General features: G+C 37.6%; 14 protein-coding genes. 6 read left to right on the top strand and 8 right to left on the bottom strand.

The annotated features are described in order from the left end of the window. Positions 1-113: 113 nt before the first annotated feature. Positions 114-2183, top strand: a complete 2070-nt coding sequence (locus tag AC4BBX_RS06200; protein ID WP_490455567.1) for a methyl-accepting chemotaxis protein — start codon at positions 114-116, stop codon at positions 2181-2183. A gap of 119 nt (positions 2184-2302) precedes the next feature. On the opposite strand, the gene AC4BBX_RS06205 is transcribed toward AC4BBX_RS06200, so the two are convergent. Both AC4BBX_RS06205 and AC4BBX_RS06210 read right to left on the bottom strand, forming a co-directional pair. Next, entirely contained in the window at positions 2303-3613 is a 1311-nt protein-coding gene (locus tag AC4BBX_RS06205) for an APC family permease (RefSeq protein WP_490455568.1), read from the bottom strand. Positions 3614-4158: 545 nt separating this feature from the next. After that, the gene (locus AC4BBX_RS06210) at positions 4159-4992 is read right to left on the bottom strand and encodes an aldo/keto reductase (protein ID WP_490455569.1); all 834 of its coding nucleotides are present in this window, start codon (positions 4990-4992) and stop codon (positions 4159-4161) included. 112 nt (positions 4993-5104) lie between these two features. On the opposite strand from AC4BBX_RS06210, the gene AC4BBX_RS06215 reads away from it, so the two are divergent. Beyond that, positions 5105-5887 (top strand): PHP domain-containing protein, encoded by a 783-nt coding sequence (locus AC4BBX_RS06215; protein ID WP_490455570.1) that lies wholly within the window; start codon positions 5105-5107, stop codon positions 5885-5887. Positions 5888-6405: 518 nt separating this feature from the next. Here the strand turns inward: AC4BBX_RS06215 and AC4BBX_RS06220 are convergent. Then, positions 6406-6546 carry a hypothetical protein gene (locus tag AC4BBX_RS06220; RefSeq protein ID WP_490455571.1) on the bottom strand — a complete coding sequence of 47 codons (141 nt, stop codon included), beginning with the start codon at positions 6544-6546 and terminating at the stop codon, positions 6406-6408. A 477-nt stretch (positions 6547-7023) separates the two neighbouring features. Here AC4BBX_RS06220 and AC4BBX_RS06225 point away from each other — a divergent pair, with 477 nt between their 5' ends. Continuing rightward, the gene (locus AC4BBX_RS06225) at positions 7024-8202 is read left to right on the top strand and encodes an ATP-grasp domain-containing protein (RefSeq protein ID WP_490455572.1); all 1179 of its coding nucleotides are present in this window, start codon (positions 7024-7026) and stop codon (positions 8200-8202) included. Positions 8203-8259: 57 nt separating this feature from the next. Beyond that, positions 8260-9012, top strand: a complete 753-nt coding sequence (locus AC4BBX_RS06230) for an esterase family protein (RefSeq protein WP_490455573.1) — start codon at positions 8260-8262, stop codon at positions 9010-9012. A gap of 113 nt (positions 9013-9125) precedes the next feature. Here the strand turns inward: AC4BBX_RS06230 and AC4BBX_RS06235 are convergent, their stop codons facing one another. Beyond that, complete coding sequence (locus tag AC4BBX_RS06235) at positions 9126-9956, bottom strand: alpha/beta hydrolase (protein WP_490455574.1); 831 nt, start codon at positions 9954-9956, stop codon at positions 9126-9128. 189 nt (positions 9957-10145) lie between these two features. Here AC4BBX_RS06235 and AC4BBX_RS06240 point away from each other — a divergent pair, with 189 nt between their 5' ends. Next, positions 10146-10619: a YehS family protein gene (locus AC4BBX_RS06240; RefSeq protein ID WP_490455575.1), complete on the top strand. Its 474-nt coding sequence runs from the start codon at positions 10146-10148 to the stop codon at positions 10617-10619. Positions 10620-10698: 79 nt separating this feature from the next. Here AC4BBX_RS06240 and AC4BBX_RS06245 read toward each other — a convergent pair whose 3' ends face one another. Beyond that, on the bottom strand, positions 10699-11331 hold the full coding sequence (locus AC4BBX_RS06245; protein WP_490455576.1) for a YczE/YyaS/YitT family protein: 633 nt from the start codon (positions 11329-11331) through the stop codon (positions 10699-10701). A gap of 39 nt (positions 11332-11370) precedes the next feature. Then, positions 11371-12825 carry a glucose-6-phosphate dehydrogenase gene (zwf, locus tag AC4BBX_RS06250; RefSeq protein ID WP_490455577.1) on the bottom strand — a complete coding sequence of 485 codons (1455 nt, stop codon included), beginning with the start codon at positions 12823-12825 and terminating at the stop codon, positions 11371-11373. Between the two features lie 318 nt (positions 12826-13143). Between zwf and AC4BBX_RS06255 the strand changes: the two genes are divergently transcribed. Continuing rightward, on the top strand, positions 13144-14238 hold the full coding sequence (locus AC4BBX_RS06255) for an IS4 family transposase (RefSeq protein ID WP_490455578.1): 1095 nt from the start codon (positions 13144-13146) through the stop codon (positions 14236-14238). A gap of 451 nt (positions 14239-14689) precedes the next feature. Here the strand turns inward: AC4BBX_RS06255 and AC4BBX_RS06260 are convergent, their stop codons facing one another. Together AC4BBX_RS06260 and AC4BBX_RS06265 are read right to left on the bottom strand one after the other, a co-directional pair. Then, positions 14690-22405: a pullulanase gene (locus tag AC4BBX_RS06260; protein ID WP_490455579.1), complete on the bottom strand. Its 7716-nt coding sequence runs from the start codon at positions 22403-22405 to the stop codon at positions 14690-14692. 225 nt (positions 22406-22630) lie between these two features. Beyond that, positions 22631-23581 (bottom strand): IS30 family transposase, encoded by a 951-nt coding sequence (locus tag AC4BBX_RS06265; RefSeq protein ID WP_490455580.1) that lies wholly within the window; start codon positions 23579-23581, stop codon positions 22631-22633. Between the last annotated feature and the right edge of the window lie 154 nt (positions 23582-23735).

The following is a 23735-nucleotide window of genomic DNA, read 5'->3' on the forward strand; positions in this document are numbered from 1 at the left end:
TGACTCAAAAAATAAAAATTCTCAGAACTTCCTTTAGTTTTGTAAAAGAACAGCCGATAGTTTATCTTGTCGTCTATTCATGGCGCGTATTATTTTATGAAACGAGGAGCTATATGAAACAGAAAACAAAAAATAAAAAAATAAAAAATCAACAAAAAAGTATTGCTACCATTATCGTTAGTGTGCTAGTCATTCTTTCTTTGTTGCCTGTTCTTATTATGCTGCTGAGTTCTTTCAGTATCATTACTAATCTGATGTCAGAAAGAAATTTAGTCAGTCAAGAAAGTGGTACCCAAGCAGTAATTACTGAAAAAGAGAATCTGCTCCATAACGCCGAGTCCAGAATTGAAGCGATTAGCGACTTTACACCTTTAAAGAGAGACTTTGATATGCTAGAAATTCAAACGATGTTAAAACAAGCGACTGCTGGTGATACAAACTTACTGTCGATCACTTTCTCAACAGAGCATGATCATTATGTATCTACTCATGTATTGCCACCCGACTTTAAGCCAAGTACTCGTCCGTGGTATAAAGCAGCCATTGAAGCAGGCGGTGAATTAGTCTGGTCTGTTCCTTATCAAGACTTTGAAACCAAAGAAATTGTTAACACGTTATCAAAAGCAGTACGTAATGACAAAGGTGAAATGGGTGTACTAACTGCTGATATTTCCTATCAAAATATCACCAATGTGTTAGAAAATTTAAAAGTTGGGCGAACTGGTTATGTTTCTTTGATTACCAATGAAGGGATGATTATTGCCGATGTCGATCCTGAACGAGTAGGAGTTAGCGTTGCAGAAAATCCTCTTTTCTTAGAAATGAAAAATAGTTCAGAAGTCAAAGCTAGTTTGGAAGCTTCTGGTGAAGATGATATTGCTAGTATCTATTTCAATAAAGGCTCTGAGGATAGCCAAAGTTGGGCTTTTGCTTCAATTCCTAATAATGAGTTTGCCGTAGAAATTAGAACAACACTTATCTCTACAGCAATCGTTGCGGTTTTATTACTACTATTTTCAATTGTCTTTTCATTTGTCATCAAAAACTTTATCCGAGACATGTTATCTGTTTTCAGTCAGTCTTTTGATAATATCCGTTACGGAACATTTGAAAAAATTGCTGGTAAAAAACCGAAAAGTGCTTTTTGGAAAGTGAATGCTGTTGCTAAAAATTCTGTTTACCCAGATGAACATGGTAATGAAATTCAACGTTTAGCTGCAAACTACAATGCGATGATTGAAACAACTGGTGAATTAGTAACTGCCATCCAATCTGAAAGTAGTCATGTTGCAACCATGTCTGAATCTTTGTTGGAATTATCTAACCAAACAAGCTCAGCAACAGGTGAAGTAACTGAAACCATTACTGGTATTGCTGAAGTGACGGGTACACAGGCACAAGAAACAGAGCGTAGTGTTTCTCAATTACATGAATTATCCGATGTCGTTCAAGAACTGACAAACAATGTATCCGATATGAATGAACAATCCAAAGAATCAACTGCGATTAATCAACAAAGTACAGAAATTATGGGTGCAGTAAATACCACTTGGCAAGCAGAAATTTCGCAAATGAATAGCTTAGTGAATAATATGAATGCGATGAACCGTAGCATTCAAGATATCAACCAAATCATTAATGTTATCAATGATATTTCTTATCAAACCAATCTATTAGCCTTAAATGCTTCAATTGAAGCGGCACGTGCTGGCGAATCGGGAAAAGGTTTTGCTGTTGTTGCTTCTGAAATTCGTCAGTTAGCGGAACAAAGTAAAGCTTCTACCAAAGAAATCGAAGGAATTATTGCAACGATTCAAGGTCAATCAACAGACATGGTTGACTTAGCTTCTCGTTCACTTGAAGGTGGCGAAAAACAAACACAATTAATCAATCAAGCGATTATTTCTTCTCAAGAAGTACTAGAACGTAGCAATGCGATGATTAATGGCATTCAAGAAGTTGAAAGATCTTCTCAACGGATTGTTGGTATTCAAAATACTGTATTAGAAAATCTAGAAAGTATCTCTGCTTCAACAGAAGAGAATGCAGCAGGAACCCAAGAAGTTTCTGCCAATGCCGAAGAAGTACTAGCTACAATGGAAGAATTTGTGGGTCATGTAAGTGACTTAAAAAATGTTTCTGAAAAACTACAACGTCTAACGAGTGGTTTTACGATTATTTAGTTGCTTAAAAAAATTTCAGTGAATTTTTAATCTGTGAACAAAAAAACATCCGAACAATAAAGAATTTTGTTTTGAAGCCTAATTGGACTTCGCTGCACATTCTATTTGTTCGGATGTTTTTACTTTCTTTGTAGATAATAAAACACAGGAATTCCGATTGCTGTGATTCCAATCCCTGTTACTACTAGTAATGGCGTAGTAATTGTTGTCATCACCAAAATAAAGCCTCCACCAACCATGGCGAATATTGGAATAATTGGATAGAGCGGTACTTTATACGGTCGATTTAACTCAGGCTGACGTTTTCTTAATAAAATAACTGCCGCAAAAATTAATAGACTAAAGAACCACATAACAAAAATTAACATATCTGTCAGTAAATCAAAGGTTCCCACACTCATCATAATACAAGCAATACTTAGTTGTACCAAAGCAGCGACATAAGGAACTGTAGTCTGTTTAGATAATTTTTTCATCTGCTTACTAAAAGGCAATTCATCTTTGACGGCCATCGCATAGGGTACGCGAATTCCAGTCATCGTGTATCCATTTAATGCACCGTAAACGGAAATTAGAATACCGACTGTTACAATTCTACCACCGATATTTCCAAATAAAATACCTGCTACATCAGAAGCAGCATTCAAATTTCCGGCGATTTGATTGACAGGTAATGTTTTAAGATACGCAAAATTGATAATCCAATAAATCAAAGTCACAAAACTTAAACCGATAATAATTGCTTTAGGCAAATCTTTGGCTGGATTTTTCATTTCTCCTGCCACATTTCCTACATTTAACCAACCATCGTAAGCAAAGAGCGTCGCTAACAAAGCACCACTAAAACCTGCCGCCCAAGATTGATCCCCACCAATGGATAAATCTAAAATAGACACTTCTACCGTTCCTGGAGTGAATAAACCCGCTACACTAATTACCAATATTGGAATCAATTTAACAACCAAAGCAACCGTTTGAACATTGGCTGCAATCTTAGTCCCCAATAAATTAATTCCTGTCACACTAAATGCTGTGATCATCGATATTGGTAATAGCCATTGCGCTTCAATATGAAATAAATGAATAAATTGCGTGGCAAAAATAATACTCAAAGCAGCAATGTTAGCCGGAAAATAAATCACACTTTGCGCCCAACCAAGTAAAAATGAAGGCAATTTGCCATATGCAACTTCAATATACTTAATTGGTCCCCCAGTTTCTGGAATAGCAGTCGCTAACTCAGCAACCGTCAGTCCACCACAAATAGTAAGAATCCCTGCCAGCAACCAAGCAAACAACATCAAACCCGCTGATTGCGTTTGAGACGCCACCGCTGCTGCTTTAAAGAAGACCCCCGCTCCAATTACCGTTCCCATAACCGTGGATAAAGCACCACTCAACGATATTTCTTTTTTTAACTCTTTTGACAAAACAACACCTCCCTTTCAAAGGTAAAGTTTAGGAAGAGTATACTCAACTTCAGAAGAAATTACCATTAAAACTTTGAAAAGATGTCTTTTGGTATAGAATGATTGGGATTTAGTATTGGTTTTATGTTTTTTCGAACGGTGGTGTAATCCCGCGTTCGAGTTCTCCACTTTTTCGAACGGTGGCGCTTTCTTGCGTTCGAGTTTTTCACTTTTTCGAACAGTGGCACTTTCCCGCGTTCGAGTTTTTCACTTTTTCGAACGGTGGAACTTTCCCGCGTTCGATTTTTTCACTTTTTCGAACGGTGGCGCCTTCTCGCGTTCGAGTTTTTCACTTTTTCGAACGGTGGCGCCTTCTCGCGTTCGAGTTTTTCACTTTTTCGAACAGTGGCGCCTTCTCGCGTTCGAGTTTTTCACTTTTTCGAACAGTGGCGCCTTCTCGCGTTCGATTTTTTGAAATTTTCGAACACTGGAACCGAATCCCGATGGATCTCCTTTTACAGACAAAAATAACAAGCTCTGTTTTAGGCTTGCTATTTTCTTCATATTTAAAACTCTTCGTATTTGGCAGGATCTTGGTTTTGCAAACGACCTTCTACCTTCGTTAATTGATTGATAATCCCCATGTCTTCGTCTGTTAGATAAAATGAAAAGACGTCTAGATTATTTTTTTGTCGGATAATATTGGATGCTTTAGGAATTGGAACAACCCCTTGTTGAATTTGCCAACGCAAAATAACTTGAGGAATTGTCTTATTGTAACGGTCGGCAATACCACCGATAATCGGATGATTCAAAATTTCTGATGCACGGCCTAAAGGACTCCACGCTTCTGTGATAATATTTTTTGAAGCATCAAAAGCAATCTGATCTTTTTGATTGAAATTAGGATGCATCTCAATTTGGTTAATCACTGGTAAAATTCCAGTTTCTTTCTCCAATCGTTCAATGTGTTCAGGAAGAAAATTACTTACTCCTATTGAACGAATCAGACCAAATTTTTGAGCATCAATTAATGCATTCCAAGCCTCTACGTACTTGTCTTGAATAGGGTTGGGCCAATGAATCAAGTATAAATCGATATAGTCTAATCCCGTACGCAAAACCGATTCTTCAATCGTTAAAATTGCTTCTTTATAGTTATGATGTCTACCGGGTAATTTTGAAGTCACCGTAATTTGATCTCTCGGTACACTACTATTTCTAATCGCCTGTCCGACAGCACCTTCGTTTTCATAATTAAAAGCTGAATCAATTAAACGATAACCTGTAGATAAGGCCTGTTCAATAATTCTTATGCCATGAGAACCATTTAATTTGTACGTGCCAAAACCAATTTTAGGAATTTCAAAACCATCTGCTAATACATAATTTTCTGTCATTGTTTTTTCCCTCCTCAATAAAATCATAGCATAGACTTAACCAATGCTTCTAGCGATTTCCCCTGAACTGTGGTAATTTAAATAAAAAGCGTTTTAACTAGGAGGCTCTTTGATGAAATATTACGATCAACATCTGCATACTTTTTTGTCATTTGATTCTGATGAACAATTTGAAAATTATTTGCTTAATCAACCTGAGTATTTTGTTGCGACAGATCATTTAGATTTGCAAAATGCTGGGACTGGATTTGGTGATGATATTCCAGACTATAAAGTCTATTCGAAAAAACTTGCTGAGCTAGAAGAAAATTATTCGACGAAATTTTTACGTGGAATTGAGTTGGGGGTAGTTCCTGGACAAGAGCAAGCGATTCAAGATTATTTATCCACTCGAGAATATGACCTAAAATTATTAAGCATTCATCAAAATGGCGCGTTTGATTATATGGATGACGCCGTTTTACAAAAAAATAAATTAGATGTGGTCAAAGGATATTTTGATCAAATGTCTACAGTTTTGGATACTTTTCCTGATGGACACATTCTTACCCATTTCGAATATGGCTTACGCCGTTTTGATTTCACTGCAAAGGAATTAGAAGAAAATTTTGAAAAAGAGTTAACTACTATTTTCAAAAAAGTCATTCAAAGAGAATTAGCTTTTGAAGTCAACGCTAAAAGTTTTGGTCGCTATAAAAATGCCCATCTTTATCGTTATGCGATTCCTTTGTATCAAAGCCTTGGTGGAAAATTGTTTACTCTAGGCTCAGATGCCCATGTCGCTGAAGACTATCGCCTATTATTTCCAGAGATGAGTGAGTTGCTTCAAGAGTTTCAAGTAGAAAATTTAGTTGTTTTCCAAGGAAAAGACCGCTATTTCACTGAATTACCCTAATCACTAAATAGTTTAGAGAGGCGCATATGGTCGTGTATGCCTCTTTTCTTATTGTTCGAGATGATTTTTTTGCAGTTTTGAATTTTTTCGTGAATTTTAGGGCATATTTTGTGGGTTTGCACCTTTTTTATGATTTTTGGTGCATAATTCAATGGTTTGCACTTTTTTTGTTGTTTTTTGGTGCATAGTTTAACGGTTTGCACCTTTTTTGTTAGTTTTTGGTGCATAGTTTAACGGTTTGCACCTTTTTTGTTAGTTTTTGGTGCATAATTCAATGGTTTGCACCTTTTTTGTTGGTTTTTGGTGCATAATTCAATGGTTTGCACCTTTTTTGTTGGTTTTTGGTGCATAATTCAATGGTTTGCACCTTTTTTGTTGGTTTTTGGTGCATATTTTGGATTTTGCACTCTTAGCTCTTCTTCCAACCTTATTCCAACTTCTCCTCTTTTTTGAACGCAAATTATAAAAAAATTGACACCGACTGTAGGCAAGTATCTCCTCAGTCGGTGTCATTTTAACTATTCTTTTTCTTCTTTTTTCTTATCTACAATTTGTTTCTTGGCAGCTTCCTTGTGCGCTTCTTCAAAAATCTTTTCTTTCTCTGACTTATACGATTGTTGTCGTTTCGCGTATACTTTTTCCTTCGATTTATCAGCCATGAAAATCCCCTCCAAGAATTTTTTGTTACCAACTCATAATAAGTGGTAACTTTATATTATACCTCTATTATAAGTAAGAAGGAATGTTTTGTAAAATTTTTTTTCTTTTTAAGATAAAACCTATTATTTTATCTACTTTTGTCCATAGTAGGCATTTGCCCCATGTTTTCTATAATAATGCTTATCTAATAACAAATGCTCCTCAGTATCATTTAATAATCTCTTTTTAACCAGAAAACTCTAGTTACGAGAAGTCACCAATCATCTAATATTGATTGAAAACAGAAAACATTTATTGCAATTCAACTAGAAAGATTAAAAAATAATTAGATTATACTTTCAATTTGTGCTATTATAAGAAAACAAAAAGATGATTACATCGGGAATTTGCATCCTTGATTTAATTCATCGCACATTTCGTTTCTCAGAAATTTTTAGTACATTATTTTAATATTTTAATAGAAATAAGGTGAACTTATGCAAAACAAATTAAATTTCGTAATGATTTCACCCCATTTTCCAGATAATTTTGCACCTTTTGCTGAACGCTTAAAAAATGCAGGTTTCAATACTTTGGGAATTGCGGACACACCTTACGAACATCTTTCGCAAACACTAAAAGATTCTTTGACTGAATACTATCGTGTGGACAACATGGATGACTACGATCAAGTGTATCGTGCAGTCGCTTTTTTTGCTCACAAGTATGGCCGAATTCATCGAATCGAATCACACAATGAACATTGGTTAGAAACAGATGCACGCTTGCGCAGTGATTTCAATGTTTTTGGATACAAAGAAACTGATTTAGATGCGATTAAACACAAATCAAGTATGAAAGAAGTTTTTCGTAGTATTGATCTGCCAGTTGCCAATGGTCGTGTATTCTCTGATCGTCAAGATGGCTTGGAATTGGCAGAAGAATTAGGTTTCCCAGTAATCATTAAACCTGACAGTGGTGTGGGTGCCGGAGATACTTATAAAATAAAAAATGAAGATGAACTTCATTACTTTTTCGATACAAAAAATGAAGCTGTTACTTTCATTATGGAAGAATATATTCCTGGCGATATTGTTACCTTCGATGGTTTAACCGACAGAGACGGAAATATCGTTTACTGTTCTAGCCTACTTTACAATGTAGCTGTTTTAGAGACGGTTGAAAGTAACAATGATATGTATTTTTATGTTTCTCGAGAAATTGAAGATGATTTGTTAGAGATGGGGCAAAAAATGGTGGAGGCATTTAATGTGAAGGAACGTTTCTTCCACTTTGAGTTCTTCCGTTTGGCAGATGGGACTGCTCTACCGTTGGAAGTAAATATGCGTCCTCCGGGTGGTGCAACGATTGATATGTTTAACTATGCCAATGAATTGGATATTTTCCAAGAATATGCCAATGTGGTCCGAGACAATCAATTTTATACGTATGTTACACGACCTTATTATTGTGGTTATGTTTCTAGAAAATACAGCAACCATAATTATGCTCATTCAAACGATGATATTCGCCAACATTTAGGTGAAGATTTAATCAATATCCTGACTATTCCAGGAATTTTCGCTGCAATTATGGGCGATGAAGGTTACTTGGTTCGTACCCCTTCAGAAGAACAACTATTTGAGTATTTTGAATATATCCGCCAAAAATCATAGGTCGAGTATTTAAAACAAGGATGAACCAGAATTTTAGCGAATTAGGAGAATTAATTTATGCATTTTGAAAGAAGAAGTCACTATAGCGGTCATTTGAATCGCGAGATGTATTTTAATGTTTATGGTCATGCTGGAAAACCAATTATTGTCTTTCCCTCTTCTGGTGGAAGTCAAAATGAGTATGCGGATTTTGGTATGATTGAAGCTTGCCAATCATTTATTAACCGTGGATTGGTGCGTTTTTATACACCTGATTCAGTAGATAATGAATCTTGGTTAGCAACTGATCGCAGTGCTCATGATATGGCAGAAACACACAACCGATATGATGAATACATTGTCAATGAGTTAGTTCCTTTGATTCGTTATGAAGCAAATTGGGAAGGTCCGATGATTGCGACTGGTTGTAGTATGGGTGGTTTCCATACTGTGAACTTTGCTTTACGTCATCCTGATTTATTTGATATCAGTATTGCTTTAAGTGGTGTTGCTGATGCGCGTTTCTTCACGGGTGATTTTGGTGGTGATCAAGCAGTTTACTTTAACTCTCCTGTGGATTATTTACCTAACTTAAATGAATCTTGGTTTATCGATCAATATCGCAACAACACCTTTATCGTGGCAGTTGGACAAGGAAATTGGGAAGGTCCGCATATTGAAGCCACTCGTAAGCTACAAGCTATTTTTGCTGACAAAGGGATTCCGGGTTGGTTTGACTATTGGGGTCATGATGTTCCTCACGATTGGGAATCTTGGCGTGATCAAATGCCTTATTTCTTAGGAGTTTTAGAGGGGCAAGGGAAAATTTAATAGCATACAAAAAAGGCAGCTAGAACATTTACTACAGTTCTAGCTGCCTTTTTTTGTTTGAGAGTACAATAACCTCAATACTCAAATTATATTGACTGAGTATTGAGGTTATTTTATTTACTAAAATGAAACTCTAAATATTCTCCAAAATGATCTGCCCAATATTTTTCAAAATGATGTTCATCAGCCAGAATGCGCAACCAAATCTGATCCATTGAATGCCCTTGGCTTAACATTGTTTGGTAGTACCACAAAGAGCTGTCAATATAAGCTTGATTGATATTTTTGTTAACAAATGCTTCATCGACTTCGTTACCTTCTGCTGTTCCAACTTGAATGTACACATTTGTTTCGGGGTTCAAAGGATGTTTTGAAATATAATCCAAAAAGGCATTTTCACTTAACCATGAAGCTAAGGAGAATACTCCCAGTGAACCAAAGACCTCTGGATAAGCTGCTCCCATATAAGCTGTAATTAATCCACCTAATGAGCTTCCTGCTAATAAGGTGTTTTCACGCTCTGGTTTAGTACGATAGAATTTATCAATGAAGGGTTTAACCGTATTGACAACCCATTCCCCGTATTCCATACCCATACCACCAAGATGTCCATGACTGGCTACTTCTTCCTCTAATTCATAAGGAAAGGGTGTGTATTCATCTAAACGATCTTCTCCAGCATTATCAATACCAACAATAATCATTTTAGGTAAGTTGTGATTATTTTTAATTAATGGAATCAACTTCCATGAATAACCAGAATAAGATTCTTTACTGTAAAACACATTTTGTCCATCATGCATATACACCACTGGATAGGTTTCATCACTGTTTATTTCATAGTCTCTCGGTAACAACACTCGTACTCGACGTGGTTTATCATCATAGGGAACGTCTATGTAATGAGACATAATTGGCAAATAATAATTCATTGGTTTCTTCATCTAATACTCCGCACCTCCTTGTTGATTTCTATATTTTATCATGTTTTAGCTTTGATTCATAGAAGTTGAGAATATCGTTAGATTCAATCGTTTTCCACAATATGCTTGTCGCCTCTTTTTCATGATTCATTATTTGGCATTCACTAAAAATTTGATATAATCAAGACAAGAATGAAAGGTGTGAAAAAAATGAATCACAATGATCGCTTGACGCGCTTACGTTACGCATTAGATATTAAAGATACAGATATGGTGAAAATTTTTGAACTAGGTGGCGTAACTTTTACTAAAGAAGAAGTTCGTAAGTTACTGAAGAAAAAAGATGCAGAAGAATATGAACTTGAACTAACGAATGAAAATTTTGAACGATTTTTAAATGGAATGATTACTTCCCAACGAGGAGCTCGTGAGGGTGCAGATGAACCAAAATTAGAATTACACAACGGAAATGCCAATAATTTACTTCTAAAAAAATTAAAAATTGCTTTAACTTTGACTAGTGAGGATATGTTGAATATTTTAGATCAAGCAGGAGTAAAAGTTTCAAAAGGTGAATTAGGTGCTATTCTTCGTAAAGAAGGTCATCGTAACTACAAACCTTGCGGAGATAAATATGCTCGAAACTTTTTAAAAGGTTTGATGCTTGAGTATCGCGGTGAATGATTTCATAGAAAAAAGCATACCAGACAAAACTGTCTATGGTATGCTTTTTTTCTTAGTTAGAGTTAGTATAAACTCACATCTACCCCATAAATTTATCCACAATCGGCTTAGAAACTTTCTTCGAGAAGAAGGAAATTAAGGGACCGCAGAAAAATCCTGTAATGACTGTCGAAACTCCCACTGGACCACTTAGTAAATAGGCGCCAATAACGACTAAAATATCTTGGGCAACCCGGACAGGAGTATAATTCCAGCCTGTTCGATCAACAATTAGCGGTGCAATCGCATCATAAGGTGCGACACCTAAATCTGTTTCTGTGTAAGTGGCGACACCTAGTGTAAAGAAGATAATCGCAATGACCGTAATCAATAAACGAAGAACTAAGCTCATCGCCTCTGCATCAATGAATAAATCAAAGAACCATTCAAAAAAGTCAATGAGATATCCTACCAACACCATATTATATATCGTACCCCAACCAATCAAGGAACGTTGCATTAGAAATATCACGATTAAAATAAGGATATTAATTCCTAGTTGATAGCTTCCTAAATCAAAGCCTAACAATGAAGAAGCTCCCCTATTTAAGGCGGTATATGGGTCTAGTCCCATACTCATTTTTTCGCTAAGTGCTGCACCAAAACCAATCAGCACAATCCCCGTTAAGGAAATTAATGAACCAATAAAAAACTCTTTCCGTTTAGATGACATTCTCTCTTTCCTTTCGTTTTCATGAGTTTATTCCATCCCTTACGTTCGTTTAATCCACTCATGGTTATTTTTAACCAGTAAGGTTTCAGCTTCAATCGGGCCAAAAGTATGCGCTCGATAGTTAGGAAACTTAGGTTCAGGTAATTCTTTCCATGCATCTACAATACTATCAGTAATACGCCATTGTTCTAATATTTGCTCGAAAGATGGGAAATATTTTCTATCTCCTGCCAAAGCATCATAAATCATATTTTCGTAAGGATCTGCGACATATTCATCGCCAAACGTTTCTTCATCTGGGCCTAAAAATGTGATGACAGGTTCGTATTCATTTCTTGGCTCTTTTTGATTGAGCACAATCGACATCCCTTTAGTCGGTAATGCCATAAAAGTAATTCGAGTCGGTACATCTGAATGCATACCTTCACGTTGCTTCAAAATAATATCCACAGCAATATAATCTTCAATCAATGATTTTCCTGTTCTTAAATAGAAAGGAACCCCTTCCCAGCGTGGCGTATCGATGTTTATTTCTACCGCAACATAAGTCTCCGTCATACTATCACTAGGAACATTGTCCTCATTTCGATAGCTCTTAAAATGTCCGGCACTATCTGCTTTATACTGACCACGAACAACCTTTTGTTCAGCAGTTTCTTGATCAAATCTTGGAATATTTTTTAGCAAAGTCAGTTTGCTTTTATGAATCGCATCATTTGATAATTCATCTGGTAATTCTGTTGCCACAATAGATAGAACTTGTAATAAATGATTTTGGAACATATCTAATAATGCTCCTGTTTCATCATAGAACGCGCCTCGATCTTCAATCGTCAAATTTTCTGGAACGGATATTTGAACATTTTCAACAAAATTCTTATTCCAAATCCCTTCAATAAAAGGATTGTAATAACGAGTAGCCAAAATATTTTGGATAAAGTCTATTCCAGCAAAATGATCCATATAATAGATACTTTCTTTATCAAAAACCCGTTCAAAGATTTCGCCATATTCCTTCGCCAATTGCAAAGAATCTCCGACTGGTTTTTCTACAATTACTCGGTGATTGCCACCTAGATCAAAGAATTTTCCAGCTTTAATATTTGTAGTTGTTTCATCATACAAGCTAGGAGCAATCGAATAGTAATACATATACTCCTCGGGTATTTCAAATTCTTTCGTCAGTGAACCCATTTTTTTAGCAACATCTTTCATCTCTTTTTGATCAGAAACATCTGCGGATTGATAACGACAGTGATCGAAAAAGCCTTCTTCAAAGCGCTCAAAGTTCACGCCATTTTCTACAGCTCCACGAACATGATTCTGAAACTCATCATCTGTTATATTCTCAGGTGCTACGCCTAAGATAGCAAAGTTCTCAGATAGTAATTTTCGTTGATACAATTGATGTAGTGCAGGAAGTAACATGCGTGTAGCCAAATCACCTGTCCCGCCAAATAAAACAACTAAACCACCAATTTTTTCCTTAACCATTTGTATCGCCCTCTCATCTTGAAGTTCGTTTTCTCTACTATTCCAATATAGCATACTTGTTGGGAATGAGTGTGGGATATGGTTGAGGGGGATGGAGAGGCATTGGCTGAGTTAGCAAATACCTGTTTGATGGTAATTTATTTGGGGAAGAGAATTCATTTACCAGAAAAATGTAACAAGTACATATATATTAAGCCACTAGTGTTGCAAAGATCGCTCAACCTGCCTGAGCTTTGATATAAAGCTGTCCAGAAACAAAAAAAATCCTTTATACTACTCTTAGATGACTTATCCAAGACCAATAAAAAGGACTAACGCATGGATAAGTATAACTCAAAAACGTCATTTCAGAAATGGTTTTCCTCAATAAATTTGACTAATTTATCAGAAGAAGCCAAACGATTCATCAAAAACTTTGATTCTTACAGTAAAAAATTAGATTTTCGAACGACCCTAAAAGAACTGCTTCACGCGGTTTATGAAGAATTGCCAAGCTATCGTGAGATGGATCGTGCCTTTTTAGATCCACGTCTCTGTAAAGAAATTGGGATTGATTCTCTTTGCCATAGCTCGTTGTCCCGCAAAAACGCGGAATTGAGCCAAGAAGTCTTGATGGAACTCTTTACGCAGTTAGCCACAAAAATTTCTAGGCAACGGCCGAGTTCAAAAACAACCAGTCTTCAACTTATTGATTCAACTACGATTCCACTGAATAAGACCTTATTTCCTTGGGCGAGGTTTCGAAAAACAAAATCCGGCATCAAGCTACCTTTGAAACTCTGTTATCTTGATAAGGACAATCAGTATCCGGAAAGCTTCACCATCACCAATGTCAAAGAACACGATCGTACTCACTTTGAATGTCTCGTCGATAAAACAGAAGCTACTTATGTCGTTGATCGTGGTTACTTTGATTACAAAGTACTTGATCGATTACACAACGATGGGTATTTCTTTGTGACAAGAACCAAGAGCAATACAAAGCTCACCGTTCTGAGCCAAATCGAGGCCGCCGATCCAAAAAGCAAAGATGGCACGATTATTAGCAATCAACGGGTGATTCTCGGTGGCGGCAACCATGTGACCGAACGCTTTCGACTCGTAACCGTTCTTACAAAAGGGCAGAAGCTACTTAGAATCGTTACCAATCGAATGGACGTTTCGCCAAATGAAGTGGCGGATATGTATCAAGCACGCTGGCAAATCGAATTGTTCTTTAAGCATTTGAAACAGAATCTGACAATCAAACGTCTATACTCACAAAGCGAGCAAGGAGCAATTAATCAAGTCATACTTACCTTGATTGTGACCCTTTTGACTTATCTGGTGAAGATTGAACTGAACACGATAGCGACCTTGTTTCAAATGAAAAGAGCGTTCCATTATTTGATGTTTGAACCTGTAGAAACCTAGTTCAAACATCATAGACCTGGTTGATGACGCTCAACTCCTTGTCATTTTGCATGTCAACATTCGAATAACTGTTGAAATTTCTGGAAAAATAGTCATCCGCTGCGTCAGCATTCAACTTTTTGGAAATTTTTAGCGAAAGATAGTTTTCAGAGTATTCAGATAATATTTGCGCAACACTAGTGAAACTCCTTATATTTATTTTTTTAAACCACTATAACTATTAATTTTAACGTCTTTTTCATAATAATTTTTTACATCATCACACAATGATTTTAATTGTTCCTTTGGCTCTTCAAATATTACTTCTCTTGTATATATTACTGACGCTGCTATAATGATTTATTTCGAAATAGATTAGGATATTACCTAGTCCAACTTCTCTCTAACAAAAAAAATCCCCTCATCCGCATTTCTGCTTCAAAGGGGAGTCATTCATTTAATTAATAGTATTCTATTCTTTTCTTTCGTCTTTCTTAAACGTAAATGCTAACGCAACTCCACTTCCGATGAAGACTAATCCAATGATTGAAACCATTAGAGAGTTTGTTTCTCCTGTAAGAGGTAAATTGTCTTCTTCACTGTCTGTAGCTGCGTCTTCTTCAGTTGAATCATCTGTGTCCGATCCGTCTGCTTCTTCTCCGCCAACTCCTGGTGTATCAGTTCCTGTACCAAGGCTTTCTGATCCAATGTCAGCAACAATTGCTTCTAGCGCTGCAATTCGAGCGAGTAAGTCTGCAATTTCGGCATCCGTTACGGAGTCTAATCCACGTAATCGTTCATATTCTGCACGGATTACGTTCAACTCTTCAACGAGTGCCGGGTTGTTTGTGGTGATTTCATCAATTGCTGTTTCTAAATCTTCTAAGCGATTTGCAATTTTATCTAAGCGCTCGTCGCCTGGTGTTTCAGGCTCAACTGGCTCTTCTGGATCAACTGGCTCTTCTGGATCAACTGGCTCTTCTGGATCAACTGGTTCTTCTGGATCAACTGGTTCTTCAACCGTGACACCTGCAACTAAGATAACTGTACCGCCATCCGCGTTCCCAGGGATGTCGATCGTTACTGTACCATCTGCTGCGACTACGTAAGTTACGTCATTATATACATCAATAACTTCTGAACCAGCCGCTAATCCTAGTGCAAACGTTGAAACTCTTGCGTTACTTGTCGAGTTTACTGCAAATGTTGATTCTACTGCATCTTCATTCGTGTTTAACCCAACAAATATTTGTTCATTACCGTACGTACGAGCAAACACTGAGTAGCCTGTTTCGTTTGTTCCAGCTATATGTTGACGTGTTCCTTTTGAGAAGACATCTGAGTAGTCGGTACGAATATTTAATAGTTTCTTGTAGTGCATTAACATGTCGTTCTCGTCGTTTGCAATACTCCAGTCAAGGTTGTAACGGTTAGCATATTCATAAATGCCATTATCTTCGTCTGCTTTTAGACCTGACTGCCCAAGTTCTTCACCGTAGTAAATAACAGGTTGTCCTTTAGCGGTCATTTGCAAGGCAGCAGCAACTTTGAATAGTCCTTCGTTGCCGGCAGCACGCGTAACTAAGAATCCGTCCTCGTCATGACTACTTAAAAATTGTCCCATCATCGCTGTGTTATCGATCAGACCGTTTCTAGTAGCTAACTCTGCTTCAATCTCAGCAATATTTCCGTTGATGAACCGCTCTGCTTGCCCTTTAAAGTTAAAGTCTAGTAGAGAGTCCATACGACCTGAACGTAGCTGGTCTCCAGTGTTATTCACACTTGCGCCATACCATTCACCAATCATCTTGAAGTCTGGTTTGATTTTTGTTAATTCATTTTTGAATGCATTCCAAGTTGTGTTATCCACATGTTTAACCGTATCAACTCGGAAGTAATCAATTGTATTGTCGTTGTCTGTTGTAAACTCTTGTAACTCCGTAATCCAATCAATTTGCCATTGAATCACTTGTTCGCGAACCGCTGGATCTTCTGTTCTGAAATCAGGTAATCCTGATAATTCACCAATAATATCGTCTCCAGCAACTGGATTATCACGAATCATACCGTCAAATTGTTCCGCATCATTCATGCCATATCCCGCATGGTTCAACACCACATCAACCATAATCTTCATGCCACGTTCGTGTGCTGAGTCAACTAAATTTTTCAGTGTTTCAACATCACCTAAGTGTTCGTCAATCTTTGTGAAATCTCCTGCCCAGTAACCATGGTATCCGTAGCGTTTGTCGCCATTCGCCATGTCCATACCTTCATCAATATTATCGACAATTGGTGTAATCCAGATTGTGTTAATACCTAATTCATCTAGATAATCCAAGTTGTTAATAATACCTTGGAAGTCTCCTCCGTGGTAGCTTTCAGAAAGTTCTGAAGTCATACCATCTGGATTGTCGCCATCACTAAATCGGTCTGTCAGCATAAAGTAAATTCGTGCTTCATCCCAGTCAAAGTCTGCATCGTCTGTGATTTGACGCGGTTGTACTTCAACATCTACAGACGTGTTGTGTTTGTTTCCAAACTCATCAACCAATACGATGTCTAATGTTTTCACACCTGTAGTTATTGATTGCTCAACCGCAATAGTATGTTCCATTAATTCCGTATCGATTGCCACTTGTGCTGGTCCGCCTACTGGTGTTAAGTCGATGTAAGCTGCTCTTAACTCATAGTCATCTGATACTTCTGAAGCAATCGTTACCACTGCATTTTCATTGTATGAAATAGCTTTTGGATTGATCGATGTTTCAGCTGTAACAGTCGGCTGCGCAAATAATAATGTTGAGTGACCATCTTCGTTTGTGTTGTATGGATCTACAACTTCTTCTGTTTCGCCATCGATCGTAACAAGGTACGTATAGTCGTAGTTCCCTGCTTCAATGTCTTCAATCGTGTGAACATAGTATTCGTTTACTGCGTCATACGTCATATCATACACTTCTGTATTCGCATTTGTTCGGAATAGTTCAACGATGTTGCGCGTAAATGTTGCAAACGCACCGGCATCCGCTGTTTCTTCTTTTGTAATGCTTAATTGTACTTGTTCAATTTTATCCATTTCACTTGCCAAGAATAGTTCCGGATCACGGTAGAAGAATGTAGCGTCTCCGTTTTCTAAAACAGGTCCATCGATTGTAGGAACTGTAAAGAAATCAGCTTCCCCTTCATTGATTGTTACTTTTGAAATCATTTCCCCTAAAGGAATTTCAATATAACGGTCTTCGTTAAATGGATCTTCTTCTACCCAGTCACCCTTACGAATCTTGAGACCTACTTCAGTTGTTAAATAACCAACTGGGATTCGAACAACGGCACCTTTGTCTGTAATTTCATCGAAGAGAATCTCGTCATCTTTAACGCCTGTTCCCCACACCCATAAATTCCAGTCTTCGTAGTCATTATTCTTACGAACATACGTTAACTCGATGTAGCGTTGATCTAATAATTCAACATCATCTAGTGAGTAGTAAACTTCTGGGTTTCCACCGACAATCCAAACCTCAACAGACTTTTCACCTTCTGGAATCGTAATCACTCGATCTGCTTCTTGAGAGTCCCAGTTTCCTAAACGAGTAATTAAATTCAATTTATCTGAAGCAAAGCTCACAGTTGATTGTACATAACCACCTGTTGATTCTTCGCCAAATGCATAAGCACTTCCGTCGACATCTGCCGTCCACAACCATAAGCCCCAATCCGCTTGTTGCCCATCTGGACGCATGTAGTTGATTGTATATTCATACATTTCACCTACGACAAAGATTGTGTGCGTTGCTTTATCTCCATCAAAAGTAGCATCAATTATAATTTCAGATGCTGGTGAAATATCTTCTGAAATCGTTACCTTGTTGCCAGCGATTGTAACACCAGCGATTTCAGTTGCTAATGCAAAGTCTGCATCTACTACTTCTTTTTCACCTTCGTCATTCACATAAGTGGCTGTTAATGTAACAGTAGCACCTGGTTCAACATCCTTGTCTCCTTCGATAATTAAACCTGGAAGGATTAATTGGTTATTTCCATCGTTACCAGCGATGATATCGTTAGCTGGATCGTTTATCCAGTTATCACCATTCACAACGAGTTTATATTCATAAACACCTGGTGTTACGTCAACCGTAACGGACCAAACATCGTCCTCGCCTTTTTCCATTGAGAAGGCAGTTGCTTCCCAACCGTTAAAGCTCCCAGCAACATTGACAGTCTCTGTTGTTTCGTCACCTTCATAGCTAAATGTCACGGTGCCATCTTCATTAATTACTGGTGATTCAACACTTGATGGGGACTCTACTTCAACTGGAACTAACTCGTCTACACGAATAATAGCTGCAGATAAAGCATCTAGTACGACTTCATTTCCATCAACTGAAATGCCTTCTGGGTTAGCAATCGTAGTTGTTCCTGCTGTTTCAGCATCCACTATAATTTCACCATCTGATAAATCAAATGGAATCGTTAAATGTCTTTCTTTGTCATCAGAGTTGATTAAAATAAAGTAAGTATCACCTGCTGAATCTGTTGCGCGGTAGACAATTGCTAAGTCTGTTTTCTTGATTTCAGGTACTCTAACAAACGAAACCATGTCATCAATTTCCGCCATTGTCCCTTTGCTGAATGCATCCGTACTTCTTCTTAACTCGATTAACCCTTTTGTATAAGCACGAGTTGTTGTATGGATCGGGAAGTCTGCTGTGTTTGTAGCCATGTTCCAATCAAACTTGTTTACCGCATCCGTCGAGTCATACGAGTCATGCACAAAGTATGGATATTCAAACGGGTTTCCGTCTGTATCCTCCATGTAAGTAATTTTATCTGGAATTTGATCTGCTGGTACAGTCGTTTTAAAGTCTGGATGTCTAAATTGTTTTGTTCGTCCAAATTCTTGTCCGGCATGAATAAATGGTGTTCCTTGGGCCGTTAGAACCATCAAGTTTCCTAAACGAATTCGTTCGTGAATTTCTTGTTGGTGATCTTTTGGATCTTTCTTAATCGATTGTGCAATAACATCATGTAAGGTTAAGTTATCATGCGCCGCAATATATGAAACAACGTCGCCTGGATCGTCCGCTTCAAAGTTTCCAGGGTTGGCTGTTAAGTTGTTATAAATACTTTCAACTGAACGAGCTCCGCCGGTTAAGAAACGTGGCTCACCTTCACTACCAAATCCTGATTTTAATTCATTACGCATTTCGTCAGAGAATGATCCAACTGCTTTTGTATCTTTCATCCATTGTTGGTCAGCAGGTTGTACATTATCGCCGTCATCTCCAGCGTATGTTACCCACCCCTCACCAATCATTAGAATATTCGGGTTAATCGCTGCTGCTTCGTCATAAGCTTTTTGAATCGACTCCGCATCGTGGTCACCCATCATGTCAAAACGGAATCCATCTACTTTGTATTCTTCAACCCAGTAAGTAATTGAGTCGACTAATACACGACGAGCCATTTCATGAGTTGTTCCTAAACGGCCACCACCAAAGTTCGTTTTCGGCGTACCGTCAGCTTCCATAAAGTGGTAGTAGTTTGGTTCTAAGTCTTCAAAGATGTAGTCACGAGCTGTATGGTTATAAACAACATCTAAAATAACACCCATACCACGCTTGTGGATTTCATTAATTAGGTTCTTGAATTCTTCAATACGTTTCGCTGGGTCCGCTGCATCTTCTGAATACATACCCGTTAACGCAAAGTAACTTTGCGGGTCGTAACCCCAGTTATAATTGGTTCCACCTGCCGCATACTCCGGCATACGTTCATGGCGGTTAAACTCATCCGCGAAGAAGTAGCTCATCACTGGTAATAATTGAACGTGAGTCGCTCCTAAATCTTCGATATAATCTAGTTTTTCAACAAACGCCGCAAATGTACCAAATTGACTTGTTAAGTCATCTGCGATAGTAGGATCTGACGTAAAGTCACGAACGTGCACTTCATAAATAATACCATCCTCACGCTTTTCAAATCCTTCAATATTTGCAAAGTCTAGATCAGGACCAATGTCTCTTGGGTTTACAATTGCTGCTTTCCCAATATAGTTCTGACCTTCTCTTTCATTATCCCACTGCGCCATTGAACGAGCGTAAGGATCAAGAGCTAAAACTTTTTCTCCGCCTCGATCAATTTCAAAGTGGTAGAAGTAACCTGTGACATCTGATAAACCAGTTGTTGAATCGTCTAATTCGACTGCCCAAACACCACGGTCTCCTTTTGTCATTTCAACATTTTTAACAATTTCATCTTGGTCATTTTTATCGTATAAAATAACGTTTACGTTATTCGCACTTGGCGACCAGAATTTCAGTGTTGGCGTACCGTCTTCACCGAAAACTAAGCCTAATTCGCCATCATAGGCATAAAGAGAATCTTTCAAGCGCCATCCAACGTTTACTAAAATCTCGCGTTGGTTATAAATAACTTTATAGGCACCCTGTTCAAAATCAAATGCGCCTTCTAAAATGATAACATTACGTTCTGTATCCATTGTGATGGTGTAATTAGTTAGATCAACGTCTTCATCTGAATTCATTAACGTTAGTTCTTCTCGAATCATTTCTTCTGTAACGCCTTCTAATGAGTGAAAACCAATTTCTAATTGGTCAGCCGCTACAATTTCAGCACTTACAATACCAACTTCACTCGCAAAGTAAGGGTTTGTATAAATTGTATCGTCTCCTGCGCGTAAGAAGATTTGCGTGTGGTCGAATTGATCAAACGAATAATTAGCTGTTTCAGCATCACCTGCTTTATCTAAAAATTTGAACTGAACTAATGACGCGTCTGCCTTGATTGGTAAGTCATAGTAAGCACCATAACGACCACCTGAGGCCATATCATGCGCTCCACTTGGCCAACCATCTGTTGCTGCCTCTACGTCCCCCCAAGTCCATAAACCTAATTGTTCATAGTCACTACCTAAATAGTTCACTCGGATGGTGTTTTCTATTTTTAATGGTTCATAAGGGAATATTTCATAATCGGCAGTAACCCAAGCTTCCTTCATTTCAGGTGTGAGGATATCAACGAACATATTATCTACTTGACCTGATGCGCCTTGAAGTGAATTGATTAAGAACCCAATTTGTTCTGGATTTTCAGCTAACGGAATATCGATAGCATATCCGTACTCTGTTTTCGTTGCTTCACCAAATGACATTGCATCAGTTGGCCAGCTAGATGACGGTGTTTCAACATCTTCCCATAACCAAAGACCATTTTGGGAGGGTGTTTCGTGCAATAATTTTTCGAAGTGTAGACGGAAATGTCCTTCTTCAATTGCCGGTAAATCGCTAATTTCTGATTCGTCTTCTTTTGACTCCTCTGTTTCTCCGGGTTCTTCTGGAGTCTCAGGTTCCTCCGGTACTTCAGGTTCTTCAGGAACTACTGGAGTTTCTGGAACCTCAACCCCTTCTGAAATGACAACCGTATAAGGTGCCGTATAAGTAGACTGTATATCTGAATTTTCTTTACCATCTGTAGTAGGATCGATGTGATTTTCGTCAACTTTCGGAATAACATCAAAAGCACCATGTCCATCGTTATTACCTGTTAAGACAGCATGTACACTGACAGCATCATCGTTTTTTAAGTCCAGGTGCTCTAAAGGTATTTTCCCTTCAAAACCGACTTCACGATTAACGCTAAATTCAGCACCTTCGAGATCTTCAGAATCTAGTACTTTTTCAAAGCCTTCTTTATTCGCTTTACTAAACTGTACCCAATTAACTTCTGTATCATTCTTGATTCTGAAAGATAGTTGATATTGTGGTTTATTATCCATTCCTGAATAATTAAACTTCGACGCCCAAGGATTCCCACTATTTTCTGAATCCTCATCATTTACCTGCAATGCGAAATTCAAGTAGTGACCATCGTCACCCCAGTTTGGAATATTATTTGCATCTACCCAAAAATATAGAAACTCATCATCATTGTGTAAATGTAAGTTTCCAATAAGAGACTCATCAAATTCCTCAACTGACGGTTCAATTGGATCGATTCCTTCCCAATCGTCTTTTTTCGCATCTATCGAAATCGTTTGCGCGACATTCTCCGTAGCTTCTTGGGCCATAACCTGAATGGGTATAATGGCTGGAACAATAACATTCAGCAGCATAATCATTGAAGCTAGATAAGAGAACACTTTGTACCTAATCTTATTCGACAATATTTCTTCCTCCTAATTAATTTGATGTGTATAATTACGAAATAAAAAACGCAACAAAATGAAACCGGTTGCACTTAAAATGTATCAGAAACCGCTTGCACTTTCAAGGGCTTTTATATTTTTTTAATTCTAAAGCTTTGCTTACAATTGCTATAAACCATTACCAACCATTACCATTTCCATTACTACTCCAAAAATGGTAATGGTTTTAAATTAATTTATTTGTCAAATTAAGCGAGACAACTGCTCTTCATTTACATAACTCAAAAAGACTTCCAATGGTGTCTGGTAGTTCAGTGATTTTCTGGGTATATGATTTCTTTTTGAAGCCACAGAGGAGATGAATCCTTGATTGAAATCCATTTTTTTCGGTAGGCCATCTTTTCGAAGGAGACCATTTGAGTGTTCGTTTAAACCTCGTTGTGATGGTGTTCCTGGGTCTGCGAAATAAATAGCTATATCATTCGTATCACTGATATTTTTCAAATTTGAGAACTCTTTACCACAATCGAAAGTAATCGATTTAAAGAGATTTTTAGGAACCGATTGAAACCAAGTATTCGTTGCTTTTTCAATATCGATTGCTTTACGACCTTCAGGTTTCAAAGCAATAATGACTTTTGAAAAGCGTTCAACGAGGGTGATGACGGCACTTTTATGATTGACACCGACAATCGTGTCGCCTTCTAGATGCCCGAACTCTGTTTCAAAAGAAGCATAATCCGTTTCTCGCTCAGCGATATTTCGTTTGAATGCTTGTTTTCCACGACGTTCTTGATGAGCGTTTGGTTTTCGTTTCCCTTGCATGGGTAACTTACTTTGATCAAACTCACCATTTTTAAAACGACGATATAAGGTACGGACAGAACATGAAATTGAAAACTCACCTCGTCCAACAATCACATCCGGGGTCCAGCCTTGAGTTGTCTTGTCTTCGATGTATTCTTTTTCTGCTTTGGGAATTTCAATCGGCTTTCTTCCACAACGTTTTTTATTTTTCTTATACTGTTCGAGGTATTCGAGAGCTGTTTTTCCTTGTTTAAGAAAATGATAAACATTGTAAATGGCCTGTCTACCACGCTTAAGTTTCTTGGCAACGAAAGCAACGGGTGTTTCTTGATGAAAATATGCCTCTATAATTACGAGTTCATTTGGTGTAAGATGGGTATAGGTCATTTATGTTCACTCTCCCTGTATTCTTTCGACGGAATTACAATTTGAGTGTAACATAAATGATATTTTTATTTGTCTCGCTTAATTTTACAATCGGCGTTATTAGATCTTGGATAAGTCATCGAAGCCTCTTATAAAGGATTTTTTTGTTTTAAAG

Source organism: Enterococcus sp. AMC1157 (assembly GCF_058216555.1).

Excerpts from the sequence above, each read along its gene's own strand:
- AC4BBX_RS06210 (WP_490455569.1), bottom strand. The coding sequence starts at position 4,992 with ATGACAGAAAATTATGTATTAGCAGATGGTTTTGAAATTCCTAAAATT.
- AC4BBX_RS06215 (WP_490455570.1), top strand. The coding sequence starts at position 5,105 with ATGAAATATTACGATCAACATCTGCATACTTTTTTGTCATTTGATTCT.
- AC4BBX_RS06225 (WP_490455572.1), top strand. The coding sequence starts at position 7,024 with ATGCAAAACAAATTAAATTTCGTAATGATTTCACCCCATTTTCCAGAT.
- AC4BBX_RS06255 (WP_490455578.1), top strand. The coding sequence starts at position 13,144 with ATGGATAAGTATAACTCAAAAACGTCATTTCAGAAATGGTTTTCCTCA.
- AC4BBX_RS06245 (WP_490455576.1), bottom strand. The coding sequence starts at position 11,331 with ATGTCATCTAAACGGAAAGAGTTTTTTATTGGTTCATTAATTTCCTTA.
- AC4BBX_RS06265 (WP_490455580.1), bottom strand. The coding sequence starts at position 23,581 with ATGACCTATACCCATCTTACACCAAATGAACTCGTAATTATAGAGGCA.
- AC4BBX_RS06240 (WP_490455575.1), top strand. The coding sequence starts at position 10,146 with ATGAATCACAATGATCGCTTGACGCGCTTACGTTACGCATTAGATATT.
- AC4BBX_RS06230 (WP_490455573.1), top strand. The coding sequence starts at position 8,260 with ATGCATTTTGAAAGAAGAAGTCACTATAGCGGTCATTTGAATCGCGAG.
- AC4BBX_RS06235 (WP_490455574.1), bottom strand. The coding sequence starts at position 9,956 with ATGAAGAAACCAATGAATTATTATTTGCCAATTATGTCTCATTACATA.
- AC4BBX_RS06200 (WP_490455567.1), top strand. The coding sequence starts at position 114 with ATGAAACAGAAAACAAAAAATAAAAAAATAAAAAATCAACAAAAAAGT.
- AC4BBX_RS06220 (WP_490455571.1), bottom strand. The coding sequence starts at position 6,546 with ATGGCTGATAAATCGAAGGAAAAAGTATACGCGAAACGACAACAATCG.
- zwf (WP_490455577.1), bottom strand. The coding sequence starts at position 12,825 with ATGGTTAAGGAAAAAATTGGTGGTTTAGTTGTTTTATTTGGCGGGACA.